This window comes from Sphingomonas cellulosilytica, assembly GCF_052321755.1.
In the GTDB taxonomy this organism is placed as follows: domain Bacteria; phylum Pseudomonadota; class Alphaproteobacteria; order Sphingomonadales; family Sphingomonadaceae; genus Sphingomonas.
Genome location: NZ_JBQRTT010000004.1, coordinates 264,954 through 282,806, shown reverse-complemented (window position 1 = coordinate 282,806; position 17,853 = coordinate 264,954). Strand labels below are relative to the sequence as shown.

At 66.7% G+C, this 17,853-nt stretch carries 17 protein-coding genes and 1 tRNA gene; 6 read left to right on the top strand and 12 right to left on the bottom strand.

Annotated elements, in window-relative coordinates:
• The first annotated feature begins 81 nt into the window (after window positions 1-81).
• On the top strand, window positions 82-1,737 hold the full coding sequence (gene leuA, locus ACTZQ5_RS08795; RefSeq protein ID WP_443584797.1) for a 2-isopropylmalate synthase: 1,656 nt from the start codon (window positions 82-84) through the stop codon (window positions 1,735-1,737).
• A 173-nt stretch (window positions 1,738-1,910) separates the two neighbouring features.
• On the top strand, window positions 1,911-2,201 hold the full coding sequence (locus ACTZQ5_RS08790; RefSeq protein WP_443584796.1) for a DUF6894 family protein: 291 nt from the start codon (window positions 1,911-1,913) through the stop codon (window positions 2,199-2,201).
• Window positions 2,202-2,231: 30 nt separating this feature from the next.
• On the opposite strand, the gene ACTZQ5_RS08785 is transcribed toward ACTZQ5_RS08790, so the two are convergent.
• From ACTZQ5_RS08785 to folE, 3 genes are read right to left on the bottom strand one after another with little or no spacing between them, the layout of a single operon-like run.
• Entirely contained in the window at window positions 2,232-2,582 is a 351-nt protein-coding gene (locus ACTZQ5_RS08785; protein WP_443584795.1) for a dihydroneopterin aldolase, read from the bottom strand.
• Complete coding sequence (locus ACTZQ5_RS08780) at window positions 2,575-3,321, bottom strand: SDR family oxidoreductase (protein ID WP_443584794.1); 747 nt, start codon at window positions 3,319-3,321, stop codon at window positions 2,575-2,577. Before ACTZQ5_RS08780 ends, ACTZQ5_RS08785 begins: the two co-directional genes overlap by 8 nt.
• A complete protein-coding gene (folE, locus tag ACTZQ5_RS08775) occupies window positions 3,321-3,947 on the bottom strand; it encodes a GTP cyclohydrolase I FolE (protein WP_443584793.1) in 627 nt (208 codons plus the stop codon). The genes ACTZQ5_RS08780 and folE overlap by 1 nt, the downstream gene beginning before the upstream one ends.
• A 225-nt stretch (window positions 3,948-4,172) precedes the next feature.
• Here folE and ACTZQ5_RS08770 point away from each other — a divergent pair, with 225 nt between their 5' ends.
• Genes ACTZQ5_RS08770 through ACTZQ5_RS08760 form a run of 3 tightly spaced genes read left to right on the top strand, consistent with a single transcriptional unit; the run spans window position 4,173 to window position 7,693 of the window.
• Window positions 4,173-7,124 carry a TonB-dependent receptor gene (locus ACTZQ5_RS08770; RefSeq protein WP_443584792.1) on the top strand — a complete coding sequence of 984 codons (2,952 nt, stop codon included), beginning with the start codon at window positions 4,173-4,175 and terminating at the stop codon, window positions 7,122-7,124.
• 58 nt (window positions 7,125-7,182) lie between these two features.
• Entirely contained in the window at window positions 7,183-7,386 is a 204-nt protein-coding gene (locus ACTZQ5_RS08765) for a hypervirulence associated TUDOR domain-containing protein (RefSeq protein ID WP_443584791.1), read from the top strand.
• A 46-nt stretch (window positions 7,387-7,432) separates the two neighbouring features.
• The gene (locus ACTZQ5_RS08760) at window positions 7,433-7,693 is read left to right on the top strand and encodes an SWIB/MDM2 domain-containing protein (protein WP_443584790.1); all 261 of its coding nucleotides are present in this window, start codon (window positions 7,433-7,435) and stop codon (window positions 7,691-7,693) included.
• Between the two features lie 699 nt (window positions 7,694-8,392).
• On the opposite strand, the gene ACTZQ5_RS08755 is transcribed toward ACTZQ5_RS08760, so the two are convergent.
• From ACTZQ5_RS08755 to ACTZQ5_RS08735, 5 genes are all read right to left on the bottom strand, one after another.
• Window positions 8,393-8,469, bottom strand: a tRNA-Arg gene (locus ACTZQ5_RS08755).
• A gap of 42 nt (window positions 8,470-8,511) precedes the next feature.
• Complete coding sequence (locus ACTZQ5_RS08750; RefSeq protein ID WP_443584789.1) at window positions 8,512-8,943, bottom strand: DUF1178 family protein; 432 nt, start codon at window positions 8,941-8,943, stop codon at window positions 8,512-8,514.
• On the bottom strand, window positions 8,940-9,761 hold the full coding sequence (locus tag ACTZQ5_RS08745) for a carbon-nitrogen hydrolase family protein (protein WP_443584788.1): 822 nt from the start codon (window positions 9,759-9,761) through the stop codon (window positions 8,940-8,942). The genes ACTZQ5_RS08750 and ACTZQ5_RS08745 overlap by 4 nt, the downstream gene beginning before the upstream one ends.
• A complete protein-coding gene (grxC, locus tag ACTZQ5_RS08740) occupies window positions 9,758-10,015 on the bottom strand; it encodes a glutaredoxin 3 (RefSeq protein ID WP_443584787.1) in 258 nt (85 codons plus the stop codon). The genes ACTZQ5_RS08745 and grxC overlap by 4 nt, the downstream gene beginning before the upstream one ends.
• A 31-nt stretch (window positions 10,016-10,046) precedes the next feature.
• Window positions 10,047-10,838, bottom strand: a complete 792-nt coding sequence (locus tag ACTZQ5_RS08735; protein ID WP_443584786.1) for a ComF family protein — start codon at window positions 10,836-10,838, stop codon at window positions 10,047-10,049.
• A 41-nt stretch (window positions 10,839-10,879) separates the two neighbouring features.
• Between ACTZQ5_RS08735 and ACTZQ5_RS08730 the strand changes: the two genes are divergently transcribed.
• Entirely contained in the window at window positions 10,880-11,731 is an 852-nt protein-coding gene (locus ACTZQ5_RS08730; RefSeq protein ID WP_443584785.1) for a class I SAM-dependent methyltransferase, read from the top strand.
• A gap of 49 nt (window positions 11,732-11,780) precedes the next feature.
• Here ACTZQ5_RS08730 and ACTZQ5_RS08725 read toward each other — a convergent pair whose 3' ends face one another.
• The 4 genes from ACTZQ5_RS08725 to ACTZQ5_RS08710 all read right to left on the bottom strand — a co-directional run bounded on the left by ACTZQ5_RS08725 (window position 11,781) and on the right by ACTZQ5_RS08710 (window position 17,821).
• The gene (locus tag ACTZQ5_RS08725; RefSeq protein ID WP_443584784.1) at window positions 11,781-12,170 is read right to left on the bottom strand and encodes a response regulator; all 390 of its coding nucleotides are present in this window, start codon (window positions 12,168-12,170) and stop codon (window positions 11,781-11,783) included.
• 58 nt (window positions 12,171-12,228) lie between these two features.
• Window positions 12,229-14,640 carry an ATP-binding protein gene (locus tag ACTZQ5_RS08720; protein WP_443584783.1) on the bottom strand — a complete coding sequence of 804 codons (2,412 nt, stop codon included), beginning with the start codon at window positions 14,638-14,640 and terminating at the stop codon, window positions 12,229-12,231.
• A gap of 44 nt (window positions 14,641-14,684) precedes the next feature.
• On the bottom strand, window positions 14,685-15,896 hold the full coding sequence (locus ACTZQ5_RS08715; RefSeq protein WP_443584782.1) for an EAL domain-containing protein: 1,212 nt from the start codon (window positions 15,894-15,896) through the stop codon (window positions 14,685-14,687).
• A 452-nt stretch (window positions 15,897-16,348) separates the two neighbouring features.
• Window positions 16,349-17,821, bottom strand: a complete 1,473-nt coding sequence (locus ACTZQ5_RS08710; RefSeq protein WP_443584781.1) for a flavin-containing monooxygenase — start codon at window positions 17,819-17,821, stop codon at window positions 16,349-16,351.
• Between the last annotated feature and the right edge of the window lie 32 nt (window positions 17,822-17,853).

The window sequence follows — 17,853 nt, the reverse complement described above, 5'->3', positions numbered from 1 at the left end:
TAAGGGCCGGATAACGCTTCAGCGCCACTCCGCCGCGCGCGACCCCGATGGTCCCGCGGCGCCGACAGACGGGACCGACACATGCTCCGCGATCCTTCGACCAAATACCGCCCCTTCCCGACCATCGACATCGCCGACCGCCAATGGCCATTGCGCACGATCACCAAGGCACCGCGCTGGCTTTCCACCGACCTGCGCGACGGCAACCAGGCGCTGATCGACCCGATGGACGCCGAAAAGAAGACGCGGCTGTTCGAGCTGCTCGTCAAGGTGGGGTTGAAGGAGATCGAGGTAGGCTTTCCAAGCGCCGGCGCGACGGAATTCGACTTCATCAGCGGTTTGGTGCGCGACGGGCGCATTCCCGCCGACGTGTTCGTGCAGGTGCTGACCCAGTCGCGCCGCGACCTGATCGAGACGACCTTCGCGTCGCTGGACGGCGCGCCCCGCGCGATCGTCCACCTCTACAACGCGGTTTCGCCGGCGTGGCGCAAGATCGTCTTCGGCATGAGCCGTGCGGAGGTGAAGCAGATCGCGGTCGACGGCGCCAAGGTGCTGCGCGACGAGGCGGCGAAGCGCCCCGGCACCGACTGGCATTTCGAATACAGCCCCGAAACCTTTTCCACCGCCGAACTCGATTTCTCGGTCGAGGTCTGCGCCGCGGTGATGGACGTGCTGCAACCGACGCCGGACAAACCGATCATCTTCAACCTGCCCGCGACGGTCGAATGCACGACGCCCAACGTCTATGCCGACCAGATCGAATGGTTCGGCCGCAACATCCCCAATCGCGACGCGGTGGTGATCTCGCTCCACACCCATAACGACCGCGGCACCGGCGTCGCCGCGGCGGAGCTGGGGCTGATGGCGGGGGCCGATCGCGTCGAGGGCTGCCTGCTCGGCAACGGCGAACGCACCGGCAATTGCGACCTCGTGACCGTAGCGCTCAACATGTACACGCAAGGCATCGATCCGCGGCTCGACCTGTCGGATATCGATGCGGTGGTGAACACCGTCACCTATTGCACCAACATCCCGGTCCACCCCCGTACGCCCTATGCGGGCGACCTGGTGTTCACCGCCTTTTCGGGCAGCCATCAGGACGCGATCAAGAAGGGCTTCGCCGCGCAGGACCAGCGCAACGACGAACTGTGGGAGGTCCCCTACCTTCCCATCGATCCCGCCGATCTCGGCCGCAGCTACGAAGCGGTGATCCGCGTCAATTCGCAGTCGGGCAAGGGCGGCGTCGCCTGGGTGATCGAACAGGACAAGGGCCTGAAGCTGCCCAAGCGCCTCCAGGCCGATTTCAGCCGTCACGTGCAGGCGCTCGCCGACGAGACCAGCCGCGAACTCGGCGCCGCCGATATCTGGCGCCGGTTCGAGGAGACGTACCTGCCGCGCGCCGCCGATCGCTTCGTGTTGCGCGACTATGACGAGAGCGGCCATGCCGGCGACCGCCTGTTCGTCGGCCGCGTCGCCGTCGACGGCGTGGAGCGATCGATCTCCGGGCGGGGCAACGGCCTGATCTCCGGCGTCATCGCCGCGTTGGGCGAGACCGGACCCGATCTCGACGTGGTGGATTACAGCGAGCATGCGATCGGCCATGGTGCCGATGCGCAGGCCGCCGCCTATGTCGAATGCCGCACGGCGGATGGCCGGACGGTGTTCGGCGTCGGCCTGGATACGGACATCGCGACCGCCAGCGTGCGCGCGGTGCTGAGCGCCGCCAACCGCGCCTGATCGACGGCCCCGCCCGGGCGCGGGGCCGATGATCCTGCTGCCGCTCGCAAGGGCCGTGATCTTATCCCACATCTATAACCTGCATCGATTTCGCCGTGTCTTCTGCTCCGGTATTGTTTGGCGCCGAAGCAGCCCGGGCCTTGCTGCGGACGGGCCGAACGGAAGAACGCCGCATGCCCGTCTACAAGATCCACCTCCGCCGCCGTTCCAGCATCCAGCCGGACGACCTCGGGATCGAGTTTCCGGATCTGGAGGCGGCCTATCTGGACGTATGCAGACTGATTCCGGACACTGCCCGCGACATGCTGATCGATGGCTGCGATCCGATGAGCGCCGGCTACGTCATCTGCGACCCGACAGGCGAGCAGTTGCTGGACGTGCCGTTCGAGGAAGTCCTGTCACCGCGCGAATGGCGGCTGCGCCACGGCCAGGCACGCCCGTCGGCAGCCTTTGACCGGCCATAACGTCAACGCGCGAAATCGACCGAAAGGTCGTCAGCGCCTCCGCACGATCTCGCACCCGACACGGGCATCCGGATAGACGTCCGGCTTCGTCGATCGCACCTGCACCTCGCGCACCCGCGGATCGCCGAGGCACAAGGCCGCGACCGCCTCGACCAGCGTCTCCTGCAAGGCGAAGCCGGGTCCTTCGGCCAGTGCGCGGATGCCCGTGCGCACGAAGTCGTAATCGAGCACCTCCTCGATCGCATCGCCGCCGGGCGGGGCGGGATAGGTGACGGTCATGCGCACCGACAGCAGCACGCGTTGCGGCGTCGCCTCATGCGGGTGGATGCCGAGACGCATCATCACCTCCAGCCCGTCGAGGATCGTCGTATAGTCAGCCATCGCGTCCCTCGAACATCACGTCGCCGTCGCGCTGCACGAAGCGCTGGCCGCTGTCGACGTAGAGCGTCTGTCCGGTGACGCTGCGCGCATCGAGCAGATAGGCGACCGCGTCCGCGACATTCTCCGCGCCGACCGGACGGCGCAGCAGGTTGTCGGCGGCGACGCGCGCGAACTCCGCCGCGCTCTGGTCGCCGCTCGGCAGGGTGATGCCGGGTGCGACCGCATTGACCCGCACCTTGGGGGCGAGCGCCTGCGCCAGCATCGTCGTCGCGCCCGCCAAGGCATATTTGCTCAGCGTGTAGCTGAAGAAGTCGGGATTGGGATTGGCGAGCTTCTGGTCGAGCAGGTTGACCACCGCGCCCTCCCCCACGTCCTCCTGCGCCGCCAAAGCCGCGGCGAGCAGCGCCGGCGTGACGGCGTTGATCGCATGCAGCCGCGCGGCGAGCGCCGGATCGATCGCCTCCGGCCGATCGAACTCGAAGGCCGAGGCGCTGTTGACGAGCCCCGCGATCGGGGCGCCGGCCGCGGCGCGGGCGCGCGCGAACAGCGCCGCCGCGCCGGCGCTGTCGGCCAGGTCACCCTGCACGCATGCCGCGCCGAGTTCCGCCGCCAGCGCCTGCGCCGCCTCTGCGGAGCGGCCGTAGTGGATCACCACCCGCCAGCCCGCCGCCGTCGCCGCACGGGCGATCGCCGCGCCCAGCCGCCTGGCGCCGCCGGTGACCAGCACGTGCCGCGTCATCAGCTCCGCAGGCCCATCAGTGACAGCACCTCCTTGCGGCTGCGCTCGTCCTCGCGGAACACGCCCATCATCCGGCTGGTGACCATGCCGACGCCGGGGGTCCGCACGCCGCGCGCGGTCATGCAGGCATGGCTGGCCTCGATCACCACCGCCACGCCCTGCGGCTTCAGATTGTCCCAGATGCAGTCGGCGACCTCCGCGGTCAGCCGCTCCTGCACCTGCAACCGCCGCGCGAAGCCGTGCAGCACGCGGGCGAGCTTGCTGATGCCGACGACATGGTCGCGCGGCAGATAGGCGATATGCGCGACGCCGATGATCGGCGCCATGTGATGTTCGCAATGCGACTGGAACGGGATGTCCTTCAGCAGCACGATCTCGTCATAGCCGCCGACTTCCTCGAACACGCGCGACAGATGGTGGGCGGGATCGTCCCCATAGCCGGCGCAATATTCCTTCCACGCCTTGGCGACCCGGCGCGGGGTATCGACCAGCCCCTCGCGCGCGGGATCGTCGCCCGCCCAGCGAATGAGGGTGCGGATCGCCGCCGCGACATCCTCCGGGATCGCCGCCTGCCCCGTTGCCTCGATCAGGTCGCCATCCGCCGGTGACCCGTGTCGATCGCTCATCGTCCTTCGCCTTTCATTCAAGCCCATATGCGGCGCCTGCGCGCCCAACCGTAAGTTCGATTTTGCAACCGGCTCTTTTCAATTCGACGAGCAGAGCACGAACTTTCCTTGCAAAAATCCATTGACCTCAGAAATTCCCGGAGGCTAGCTTCGCCATACCCGAAACAGGAAGTTTCGCCAGCACCGGCAAAAGACCGGGCGAGCGGACAGGGAGAGGATGCCACCATGAAGAAGTTCGAGCTGCTTGCCGCTTCCGCCGCCGTATCCGCCTTCGCCATGCTGGCAGCGACTCCCGCCGCCGCGCAGACCGCCGATACCACGTCGGCACAGAATACGGCACCCACCAACGGCCCCGGCCAGGAGGCGCCCTCGGACGCGCCGGCCGCGGTCGACAACGGCGATATCGTCATCACCGCGCAACGCCAGTCGCAACGGCTGCAGGACGTGCCGATCGCGGTCAGCGCCTTCACTGCGCAGAACATCGAGAAGCAGCAGATCGTCAATCCGACCGCGCTCCAACAGACGCTGCCCAACGTCACCTTCACCAAGACGAACTTCACCACCTCCAGCTTCACGATCCGCGGCATCGGCGACCTGTGCGTCGGCGCGACCTGCGACCAGGCGACCGCGGTTCACGTCAACGACATGCCACTATTCCAGACACGGCTGTTCGAGAGCGAATTCTTCGATCTCGAACGGATCGAGGTGTTGCGCGGCCCGCAGGGCACGCTGTTCGGGCGCAACGCGACGTCGGGCGTGGTCAATTTCATCACCGCCAAGCCCGACCTCAGCGGCGTCCACGCCGCCGGCGAGTTCGAATATGGCAATTACGATTCGAAACGGGCGCGGGCGATGTTCAACCTGCCGATCGGCGACACGATCGGCATCCGCGTCGCGGGCACCTACCTCAACCGCGACGGCTATACCCGCAACACCTACGACAACAGCCGCATCGACGGCCGCGACCTGTACGCGGTGCGCGGCACGCTGTCGTGGGAGCCGTCCAGCGACACGCGCGTCGACCTGATCGGCTATTATTTCCGCGAAAAGGACAATCGCAGCCGCATCCAGAAGCAGCTCTGCCATCGCGATCCGACCGGCGTGCTGGGCTGCCTGCCCGATACCAAGGCCTATGAGACGACCAACGGCCTTTCCACGCTCGCCGCCGTGCTGACCTCCACCGAATTCTTCCGCGTCAACAATGCCGCGCTCGCGCCGTTCGCGCTACAGAGCCTGTATGGCGCCGATCCCTATGCCGGCGTGGTCAACCCCGCCGACGTGCGCACCGTCCGCATCGACTACAACCCGACCTATTTCGCCGACGAAGAGCAATATACCGCCAAGATCTTCCACGATTTCGGGCCGGTCAGCTTCAATTTCACCGGCGGCTATGCCCGCAACTCGGTGGACAGCACCACAGACTTCAACCTCGCGGTGGAGGCCCCGCTCGCCGGCAATCCCGGCCTTGCCGCCCTCAACGCCTTCGGGCGTACCGGCAGCGGGGCGCCGTTCCTCAATGGCGTGCGGCAGGCGCTGATCCCCAACGGCCCGGCGGGCGGCATCTGCCAGTCGGCGGCGGACCCGAACAATCTGGGCGTCTATGGCGGCAATGCCATCGGCTGCTTCCCGCAGAGCCTGGATTTCGACCGCTCGCGGATTTCGCATCGGCAGTTCTCCGCGGAAGCGCATATCGACAGCCAGTTCGATGGCGCGTTCAACTTCCTGATCGGCGGCATCTATCTGGATAATCTCAGCCGCAACAACGACTATTTCGTCAACGCCTTCGGGCTCGATTACGCCTCCGGCATCCTCGGCGCGGCATCGTCCGCGGCGATCCCCGGCGTCGGTGGCGCCGCCTTCCTCGGCCCGCCCTTCTACCGCAACGACACCAAGCGCTTTCGCCTGAAATCCTACGGCATCTTCGGCGAGACCTATTTCGCATTCAGCAGCCGAGCCAAGCTGACGCTCGGCCTGCGCTACAATCACGACGACAAGTCGGTGCAGGCACGCAACCTGACGCTCAGCGTGTTGACCCCGTATAGCGCCGCGGGGATCGAGAACGGGCTTAATTATGCCGCGGTCGATTTCGATCCGACCACGCCCGGTATCCAGGACTATGCACGCCGCAGCGTGTCGTTCGGCCGCCTCACCGGCCGCGCCGTGTTCGACTTCAAGATCGACGACGACAAGCTGCTCTACGCATCCTATTCGCGCGGGTATAAATCGGGCGGCATCAACCCGCCGGTGGCCGCGAGCTTCTCGGTGCCGACGACCTTTGCCCCCGAACAGGTCGATGCGTTCGAGATCGGTTCCAAGAACACCTTCGGCAACGGCGCGCTGCGCCTCAACCTCACCGGCTTCTACTACAAGTACAAGGGGCTACAGCTGAGCCGCATCGTCGCGCGCACGGCGGTGAACGACAATGTCGATGCCAATATCTACGGCGTCGAGGCGGAGGCGGTGCTGATGCCGATCCCGCGCTTCGTCGTGAACATGAACGCCAGCTACCTGCATAGCGAGATCACGGGCAGCAAGGCGCTCATCAACCCGCGCCTTCCCTCGGGCGGGCGGAACGACACCGTCATCATCAAGGACATCACCAACGCATCGAACTGCGTCGTCATTCCCAATGCCGGCGGCGCGGCGGTGGCGAACGGCTTCGTGACCGCCGTCAACCAGGCGGTCGGCCTGCGCGCGCCGACGGCGATTTCCGGCACCGGCACCACCGGCGCCTTCGGCATCTGCTCCGTCCTCCAGGCGCAGGCTGCCGCGACCAACACGCCGGTCACCGTCACCGATGGCGTCGCCGTCGGCCTCAACGGCAATGCGCTCCCGCAGGCGCCGACCTACAAATGGGCGGTGGGCGCGCAATACACGATCGACATGGCGGGCGGCTGGTCCGTGGTGCCGCGCGCGGACCTCAACTATACCGGCAATTTCTCGGCCAGCGTCTTCAACCTCAACATCGACCGCGTGCCGGGATACGAGGTGGTGAACGCGCAGGTGCAGGTCAACGCGCCGGACGACCGCTTCTACCTGCGCGCCTTCGTGCAGAACCTGACCAACAACGACGCGATCACCGGCCAGGCGGTGGCGGATCAATCATCCGGCCTCTACACCAACATCTTCACGATCGAACCGCGGCGCTACGGCGTCGCGGCCGGCTTCAAGTTCTGAGCCCGCAACCTTCGGGCCTCCGCTCGATTGATGCAGGACAACCAGCAGGAGACGGACGATGACGGACCTCAAGAAGGGCGACGAGGTGACGTGGAAGAGCCATGGCGGCACCGCGCACGGCAAGGTCGAAAAGAAGCAGACGAGCGACACGCACATCAAGGGCCATACCGTCCGCGCCTCCAAGGACGACCCGCAATATATCGTAAAGAGTGACAACGGCGGAAAGGCGGCGCACAAGGCGGACGCGCTCAAGAAGGCGTAACGATTCATCGCCCGGGCTGGACCGGGCGCCAACAGGAAGGAATGCGATGGCTACTGCACCCAAGACCGGCGGAATCCACGCCCCCGTGCAACCCTCTGCCGAGCTCGGCGCGGTGGTCGGCAACGAGAAGCTGCCGCGCAGCCAGGTGATCAGCAAGGTGTGGGACTATATCAAGTCCAACAACCTGCAGAACCCGGAGAACAAGCGCGAGATCCTGGCCGACGACAAGCTGCAGAAGGTGTTCGGCAAGGACAAGGTCACGATGTTCGAGATGAACAAGTACATCTCGCAGCACGTAAAGGCCTGAGGACCAGACGCGGTTCCGGTCGGGAGCATCGCGCCGTATCGGCCTGCGATGCTCCCGACAGCGGGCTTTGCCTACAGATGGTTCGGCGCAGCGCCTCCGGCGCAAGGTAGCGCCGGGTCGATCGCCCCTCCCCCTTCGCCCTGATCCTGTCGAAGGGCATGGCACTCATCGTGCCAAGACAAGCTCAGCACGAACGCAGGAGGGCTGATCCTACCGTATTCCGGGCATCGTCCGGCGGAGGCCTCAGCGCGAGCGCGCGGGCACGAACGGCAAAGCGATCGCCGACAGGATAATCATCACCGCCCCCGCAGCGACATACAGCCAGAAACTGATCGGCCGCACGGTCAGGCACGCGCCCGAAGGGCGCTCCCCATCGAAGAATGTTGCATGTCTATCTCCCCACCGGAGTGATCCGGCCCCATCGGTACAATGCGTTTGTTGCGGCCGTTTTGCAATCGCCGCCGACGTTCACGGGTCGCGGGGTGGCACGGCGGGAGCAACGGGGGGAGGCCCGGACCGCCGTACCGGACCGGGAAATGGGTGCGCCATGCCGCAAAAACAAGCCGCTAGCCCAAGCGCACCAGCGCCCCCGGCAGCATCGCGCGACGCACCCGAACACCTGACGTCCGCCCTGATGGCGCGCACCCCGTAGGGAGCGAGGGTCCTCGGCGCATCGGCCATCATGACGGAGGGAAACGGTGGTGACCCCGGCGCGATTCGAACGCGCGACCTACAGATTAGGAATCTGGCGCTCTATCCGGCTGAGCTACGGGGCCAACGCGTGTCGTGATACAAGCCGTGCACGAAAGGGTCCAGCGTCAGTTCGCCTTTTCGGGCGGCACCACCGGCAGGGGCAGCGGCGCGACGGAAACGCCCTCTTCCACCAGGGCTTTCGCCTCGGCGAGGCTCGCCTGTCCGTGGATGCGCTGGGTGTCCTCTTCGCCGGCGTGCATCGCTCGGGCGCGGGTGGCGAAGTCGTTGCCGACCCATTGCGATCCTTGCAGCGCCTTGGCCTGCACCTCGGCCAGCTGGCGCAGCGCATCCTTGATGCGTGCCGGCGGTGGCGTGTCGTCGCGCTGGTTGCCCTTGGCAGGGATGCGGGGCGCCATCACCGCCTTGGCGATGGCGGTGTCGCCGCACAGCGGGCAAGCGACCTGGCCGGCGGCGCATTGGTCTTCATAGGCACCGCTCGATGCGAACCAGGCTTCGAAGACGTGCCCTGCCCCGCATCGCAGATCGAAGACGATCATGCCCGGATGACCGGCGGGATCGGCCGCCGGTGCGTCAGCACCGGGATGCGGGCGCGGACCTCGTCGACGCGCGCGAGGTCTATCTCCGCAAAGCCCAGGCCGCGTCCCTCGCCCATGTCGAGCAGGATGTCGCCCCAGGGATCGACCACCAGCGAATGGCCGTAGGTCGTACGTCCGTCTTCATGGGCGCCGGCTTGCGCCGCAGCGACCACGAAGCAGCCTGTCTCGATCGCACGGGCGCGCAGCAGCGCATGCCAATGTGCGGCACCGGTCGGGCGCGTGAAGGCGGCGGGCACGGCCAGAATGTGTGCGCCCGCGGATGCCAGCGCCGCATAGAGGGCAGCGAAACGCAGATCGTAGCAGATCGACAGGCCCAGCGCGCCAGCCGGCGTATCGACCACGATCGCGCCCTCCCCCGGCGCATAGGCCGCGGATTCACGCCAGCTCTCGCCGGTCGGCAGATCGACATCGAACAGGTGCAGCTTGTCGTAGCGGGCGCGGATGGCACCGGCGGGATCGATCACGAAGGCGCGGTTCGCCAGCCGGCCATCCGCGCGCCGCACGGCGAGCGAGCCGAGATGAACCCAGATGCCTGCCTTGGCCGCCGCCTCGCGCACCTCGGCGAGCACGCGCTCGTCCGCCTCGTCGTGCAGGGATGCCGCAGCGCGCGTGCGGTCGCGATCGAGCAGCCCGGACATTTCGGGCGTGAACAGCATCACCGCACCATTGGCCGCCGCCGCCGCGATGCCGTGGCGCAGATCCGCGCCGTTGACGGCGGGGTCGATCCCGCTGGTCATCTGCAGCAGCGCGATCCTCATGCGGCGAGCAGCGGATCCAGTCCCCCGCGGGCGTCGAGCGCGGCGAGATCGTCCGACCCGCCGATGTGCCGGCCGTCGATGAACACCTGCGGCACGGTGGTACGGCCCCCCGCCCGCTGGATCATCTCGCCGCGCTGCGGCCCGCCCAGCGTAATGTCATATTCGACCGGCTCGACGCCCTTGGCGGCGAGCAGCCGCATCGCACGCGAACAATAGGGGCAGAATGCCTTGGTGTAGATTTCGACCTTTGCCATGCAGGGGAAGTGTGGGTTCGACCCGCCCTTGTCAATCGAGGGCCGTCGATGTCCCTCCATCGGCCGCCGCATCGTCCTCGCCGGGGATCACGCGGGCCCAGCACAGGATGGTGACCGACGCCGCACCCGCGGCGAGCAGGGCGCGCGTGCACGCCGCCGCCGTCGCGCCGCTGGTGTAGACATCGTCGACCAGCCCGATCGACCGGCCGCGGACGCGCGCAGCGCCGGTCACCGCAAAGGCGCCCGCCACCGCACGGCGCCGGCCGCGGCTGCCCAGCCCTTGCAGCACCACGGTCCGCCGACGCCGGACCAGCACCAGCGGATCGTGGTCGATCCCCGTCCGCCGCCGCAACGCCGCGGCGATCAGCGCCGCCTGATTGTAGCCACGCGACCAGAGCCGCCAGCGGTGGAGCGGCACCGGCACCAGCAGGTCGAGATGGCGCGGCACCGTTGGCGCGATCCGCTCCGCCATCGTCGCCGCCACGCCGATGCGACCACCATATTTGAGCTTGAGCGCCAGCCGACGCGCCACCGCCCCATAGGCCACCGCGGCCCGGACACCGGCATGGCGCGGTGGATCGGCCAGGCACGCGCCGCAGCGCGCGCCCTCGCCGCGATCATGCGCGAACGGCAGGTTGCATCCCGCGCACCATGGCGGCGCGATCAGCCGCAGCCCGCTCCAGCAGGTCGCGCAAAAGCGATGATCGGCGGCGACCGGCATGCCGCATCCCGGGCAGCGTGGCGGCAACGCCAGGGCGGCGATATGCCCCGCCGCGCGGCCAACCCATGCCGCCAGCCGCCGCCCTGCCCCGTTCCGCCCCATGGGCGCTTGTCGCGCGCGGGCGGCGCGGGCACAAGCCGCCGGTGACCGCCATCGATGCCCCCGCCGATATCTTCGACCGCAACGCGCGCCGCGCGCGTCGCGACCGTGCCGCCGCAGGCGATACCGCCGCCCACAGCTTCCTGCGCGACGTGATGGTGGACGGGCTGCTGGAACGGCTGGGCGCGGTGAAGCGCGATTTCGGCGAGGTGCTCGATATCGGTGCGAGCGACCGGACGCTCGCCGTGCCGGGCGCGCGGATCGCGCATGTCGACGCCGGCTTCCGCTTCGCCCGCGACACCGCTGGCGTGCAGGCGGACGAGGACCGGCTGCCGTTCGCCGACGCGAGCTTCGATGCGGTGCTGAGCGCCGGCGTGCTCGATCAGGTCAACGATCTGCCCGGCGCGCTGACGCTGATCCGCCGTATCCTGCGGCCCGACGGGCTGTTTCTGGGTGCCTTCCTCGGCGGCGGCAGCCTGCCGGCGCTGCGTGCAGCCCTCCGTACCGCCGAAGGGGAGCGCCCGGCGGCGCGGCTCCATCCGCAGATCGACGTGCGATCGGCGGGCGACCTGCTGATGCGGGCGGGCTTTGCCTTGCCGGTCGCCGATATCGAGACGGTCGACGTCCGCTACGCCAGCTTCGGCCGGCTGCTCGACGATCTGCGCGGCATGGCGGCGAGCAACATCCTCGCCGGCCGATCAGGACTCACCCGTGGCACGCTGGCGCGTGCGGCAGCCGCCTTCGCGGCGGCGGCGGATGCCGATGGGCGCACCACCGAACGCTTCGCGATCGTCTATCTGACCGGCTGGGCCCCCGATGCGTCGCAACCCCAGCCCGCACGGCGGGGCAGCGCCACCGCCTCCCTGGCTGCCGCGCTCAGGCCGCCGCAGGACTGATCGGCCGAAAGCATGACGCGCCCCCGGCAATTGCCGCAGGCCTTTCCCGTCAGACCAGCATACCGCCATCGGCGTCGCGCGCCAGGATGCGGCCCATCGCTTCGAACAAGGCGTCCATCGCCACGGGTTTGAACAATACCTCGTCCGCCCCGGCGGCCATGCAACGCTCGCGCAGGTCGAGCGCGGTATCGGCGGTGATGACGATGATCGGCACGCTGCCCTTCGCGTCCGGACGGGCGCGGATATGCTCGATCGCGGTGATCCCGTCCATGCCGGGCATGCGCAGGTCGATCAGCAGCATGGCGAAATCCTGCGCTTCCAGCGCCGCGAGCCCCGCCTCCGCATTCTCCGCTTCCGTCATGCTGGCGCCTGCCACATCCAGCATGTCCCGTACGACGCGCCGGTTCATCCGATCGTCCTCGATGAACAGCACGTTCATCGGCGAGCCATCTGTCGTGGAGGAGATTGGGGCCTGAGCATGGGCTTGCGTCTACGCTTCATGCCGCCTGCGATACAAGCGCCGCGTCGCGTGGCGGGTAGACGGTTGCGACCAATGACGCACCACTCACCGGTTTGATAACACAGGTGAGGTTATCGACCGCTGCCAATGCCTCGACCTTCGCATCGCTGCCGGCCGGCCACAGCATGATCGTGCGCGCTACCCCGGCCGCATCGCTCAGGCGGCGCGCTGCGGCGACAGCGTCGTCGGGGGGCAGCACGGCCGCATCGACCAGCACGCCGGCGATACCGCCCTTGGCGAGCGCCGCCTCCGCCTCCGCCAGCGACGCGGCGAGCGCGATCTCCTCGGCATGCGGCATCATCAAGGTCTTGAGCAGGCTGCGCGTGATCGGATTGCGGTCGACGATCAGCAGGGGCGGACGCGCGGCGGCCTCGCCGCTCGTCTGCTCCGCCTCGGGCGCGGCGATCAGCGGCAGGTCGACGGTGAAGCGCGAGCCCTCGCCGATGCGGCTCGTCACCGCCACGTCCCCGCCCATCGCGCGGGCGAGATTGCGGCAGATCGACAGGCCAAGCCCGGTGCCGCCGAACTGCCGCGTCGTGCTCGCATCGGCCTGGCGGAACGATTCGAAGATCTCTTCGCATTTCGCAGGTTCGATGCCCACGCCGGTATCCGCGATGACGATGCGCAGACGATCGCCGTCGGCCGATGCAGCGGCGCTCAGCGTCACCGTTCCCGTGGTGGTGAACTTCAGGGCATTGGACATCAGGTTGAACACGATCTGCCGCAGCCGCGCGCAATCGCCGACGATATGGTGCGGGCAGGCGCTGAGATCGCGTTCGAAGGTCAGCCCCTTCGCCTGCGCCTGATCCTCCCACAGCCGCGTCGATTCCGCGAGCATCGCGGCAAGATCGAACGGCGCCTTTTCAATGACGAGGTTGCCCGTCTCCATCTTGGCGACGTCGAGGATGTCGTCGACCAGCGCGCGCATCGTCACGCCGGCGCTGTGCACGACGGTCAGCCGTTCGCGGGTGGCATCGGCGACGCTGCGATCGGCCAGCATCACCTGCGTCATGCCGAGGATGCCGTTCAGGGGCGTGCGGATCTCGTGGCTCGTCGTCGCGAGGAATTCGGTCTTGGCCGCCAGTGCCTTGCCGAGGGCGGTGTTGGTGACGGCGAGATCGTCGTTGGCGGCGCGCACCTCGTTGCGGCTGCGCCGGATCGTGATGAGCCCGAAGCCGAGCAACGCGACGACGATGGCGGTCGCCGCCGCCGCGACGAGGAAGATGGTGCGCTGCGTATGGGCGCGCGCCTGTTCGTACGCCACGCTGCGCCGGGCCTCGTCGCGCTGGAGATTGGCGATCTTGAGTTCCTGGTTCGCGAAGTCGAACCGCGCCGCCATCAGCGCCGCGCCCGTCGAGCGGGCCAGCGTCGTCGCTTCGTCATCCAGCCGCTTCAACGCGACGAGATGCTGCAGGGCGAGGTCATGCTCGCCGGTCGCCCGGTAGATCGTATAGGCGGTGCGATGCGCCTCACGGTCTATCAGCGTGGATTTGGAGAAATCCTCATCGGGAAAGCGCTCTCCGATCAGACGCGATGCCTGTCTCAAATCTCCTTTCTGGTAGGCGGCCCTCGCGGCAAGCGCGATCAGTATCTGCCGATACTCTCCACCCTCGCCGTTCGCGGAAAGCGCCAAACCCAGGTTGATGGCGCGCTCGGCGCCTCGCACATCATGATCTAATAAACGCGCTTCGGCGATGTTGCCGAGAACCAGCACGCGCAAAAGCGAACTTTCCATACCTTGCGCCAACTTCAAAGCGTTGCGGAACTGAATTTCCGCTTCATGGTACCGCCCAAGATCCTTTAGGGCGTTACCTCTGTTATTCAGAAGGGTCAAAGAAAGCATCGGGTCCGACCGGTAGGTCGCTATCGCCTGCTCATAGTAACGCAAGGCGTTCACATAATCATTCGCGACGCCGTAAAGCGATCCAATCGCCTGCAGAGCCTTGGCCTGACTGCGGGTTTCTCCTAGCTTCTGGAATATCGTGTACGCATGCTGGTAATCAGCGAGTGACTTCGCAACCTTCCCCTGTTGGGCATTGATCCAACCACTTGCGAGGAGCGCGTCTCCTTGCAGTTTTGATCCCGGCGCCAGCCGGGTCGATATCCGAACAGCGCGCGCTACGAGGGGTTCTGCACCCCTGACGTCGTTAAGGCGCATCAGCGCTTCACCCCGCAGCCACGATGCGGTGCCCTGCATCAGCGAACGCTCTGCGGATGGGGGCCGGCGGTCGGCGAATCGCGCCGCCTCTTGGGCTTTCTCTACGCTTTTATGTGGATCGCTCAGCATCGCCGCGCGGGCATCGGCAACGAGTGCGTCGAATTGGCCTTGAACGCTCGTAGCGCTGGCCATTGATACTGCGCAGAACAAAGCCACCAGCACCAGCGTCACGCCCCGCACGACGACTCGAGCATTTCCCATCATTGCCATAGGCCTCAGCGGCCGCGTCGGTTCGCGGCGAATCCCGCAAAGGCAGCCAGCGGATCGGGCGCGGGCGCGCGGTGCCGCCCTTCATCGAGATATTGGATGAAGGACTCGAGCACCACCGGACGGCTGATGAGGAACCCCTGCACCATGTCGCAGCCCATCACCGTCAGGAGCGCGAGCGCGGCATGGGTTTCCACCCCCTCCGCCACGACCTCCATCTCCAGCGCATGCGCCAGATCGATCGTCGACCGGACGATCAGCGGATCGCGGTTCGAACTGGTCAGCTGGGTGACGAACAATTTGTCGATCTTCAGTTCGCGCGCGGGCAGCTGCTTCAGATAGGCGAGCGACGACAGGCCGGCGCCGTAATCGTCGATCGCGATCGTAATCCCGAAATCGGCGAACGTCTGAAGGTTGGCGATGGCGCTTGCCGGATCGCGGATGACGGATGTTTCCGTGATCTCGAAGCCTAATCGCGCGTCGCTGCCCCCGACCAGATCGCAGGCTTCGCGCACGAAGGCGTCGTCGGCGAGCAGCTGCCCGGCGATATTGATGAACAGGCGCAGATCATGCCCGCGCGCAGCCAGATCGCGCTGGTCCGCAATGGCGCGGCGGATCGTCCACAAGGTCATGCGGTCGATCAGGTGGCATTCCTCGGCCACCGGAATGAAATCGTTGGGCATGACGAGCCCGCGCGTGGGGTGGCGCCAACGCACCAGTGCCTCGGCACTGGTGATCTCCTGTCGGCGGACATGCACCTTGGGCTGGTAATGCAGGACGAGCTGGTCCTGTTCGATGGCCGTGTCGAGTTCCCGCGCGGTCCGGACCGTGTCGAGTCGCGCGCGGGCCGGCACGGCGTGGGTGATCGCACGATACGCGATCCGTGCCTCGGCCAACGCCGATTCGGCCTGCTCCACCAGGGCAACCTCATCGACATGGGCATCGGGAGCGGTCGCGCCGCCGAACGTCAGCGCCACGGTCATCGTCTGGTCGTCGACGATGAACGGCTGCTGGAACGCCCGTTCGATCGCCTCGATCCGCTTGTCGATCGCCTCGGCATCCGTGTCGCGGAAACAGCAGGACAATTGCGTTCGCCCGAGGATCGCGATGCTCGCCATCGGCGCGACCCGGCCGATTCGTTCGCTGACCAGGCTGGAGAGCAAGGCGGATCGTTCGCACCCCAGCCGTCGCCGCAGAACGGCGAAGTTGGCGATCTCCACCAGCAGGTGAAAACGGAAGGCCTCGCCTCCCGAAACGGGCGGTTCGCCGCGAGGTTCGGCGAATCGGGTTGGCACGGAGTCCGGGCGGGGCGCGGCAGTCATGACCGCCCCGGCTTACCCACGAGATTTGAAGATAAAATTAATCGTGCGGCCACCCTGCCAACCGGAGGGATCGACATTGTGACATGCTTAATTTTCCGTTAAGGTTAACACGCATCCTTGAGGTGCCACGATAAGGGAGATCAGCATGTACGCATTTTTCGCAGAGTTCCTGGCGGCCATCAGCGTCAACATTCCGCCTTGGTGAATGCGACCCGGCTCGGATCGTCGCCGATGCGGGCGTCTCTGACCCTCCACAGCGACGGCCGAGCCGATTTTCGATGATGGAATAAGAATGGTGCACCGCTCCGGCGGTCACGCACAGCTGACGGGGATCGACCGTTTTCGTTCCGTCAGGCGGCCAAGGAACCAGGCGGAGGGCCTGGATTGCTGAACACCATATCGTCGTCCACCGAGCCCAGCCTGAGCGCCAGCACATCGAGCGCGTAATTCTGGTTCAGCTTCCACGGTTTGCGAGCACCCTGCCGGGGCAGCATATGCTCGGCGCGCTGAATGTAACCGGAGGTGAAGTCGACGAACGGCTCCGTCGCCATATCCGCATCGCTGTTCTGCGGCGTGGCCTGCCGCAACCCCCGCTTCTTCATCGTGTTGAGCAAACGGCAGACGTACGTCGCCACCAGATCCGCCTTCAGCGTCCAGGACGCGTTGGTGTAGCCGAACGTATAGGCAAGGTTCGGCACGTCCGAAAACATCATGCCCTTGTATTGCAACGCCTTGCTGAGATCGATCGGCACGCCGTCCTTGCTGAAGCGTACATCGCTCAGCAACTGAAGCTCGAGCCCAGTCGCGGTGACGATGATGTCGGCGGCAAGCTCCTCGCCCGAGGCCAGGCGGATGCCGGCGGGGGTGAACCGCTCGATCGTGCCCGTCGCCACCGCCGCATCGCCGCGCTTGATCGCCTGGAACAGGTCGGCATCCGGCACCAGGCACAGCCGCTGGTCCCAGGGGTTGTAGCGGGGGGTGAAGTGGGTGGCGACGTCATAGTCCGGACCGAGATGGTCGCGAACCATGCCGATCAACCGCGCCTTGAATTTTTCGGGACGTTTCTTGGCAATCCGATAAAAGAGCATGCCGAGCAGCACATTCTTCCACCGCGTCACCCCATAAGCGGCCCTGCCAGGCAGCTTGGCGCGCAGCCAGTTGGCGACCTTGTCCTCCGCCGGGCGTGAGACGACGTAGGTCGGGGACCGCTGCAGCATGGTGACATGTGCGGCTTTTCGGGCCATCTCCGGCACCAGGGTGACGGCGGTCGCGCCGCTGCCGATCACCACCACGCGCTTGCCCGCATAATCGAGATCGTCCGGCCAGAGTTGCGGATGGACGATCCGCCCGGCGAACTGCTCGGCACCGGCGAACTCGGGCGTGTAGCCCTTGGCGTAGTTATAATAGCCCGAGCACATGCACAGGAAATTGCAGGTGAAAGTCAGCGCGCCATCGGGGCCGGTCGCCTCCACCGTCCAGCGCGCATCCTCGGTGGACCAGGCGGCCGACACGACGTGGTGGCGAAACCGGATGTGCTGGTCGATGCCATAGGCGCGCGCCGTCTCCTCGACATAGGCGCGGATCGACGGACCATCGGCGATCGCCTTGGCGTCGGTCCAGGGATGGAAGCCGAAACCCAGCGTGTGCATGTCACTGTCGGACCGGATACCCGGATATCGAAAGAGGTCCCAGGTGCCACCGATCGCCGCCCGCCCCTCCAGGATGACATAAGAGCGATCCGGACAGCGGGTTTGCAGATGATACGCCTGCCCGATGCCGGATATCCCCGCACCCACAACGACCACGTCGATATGCTCGGCCATCGGCCCCTCCACCATACCCGTTATTCGGTTTC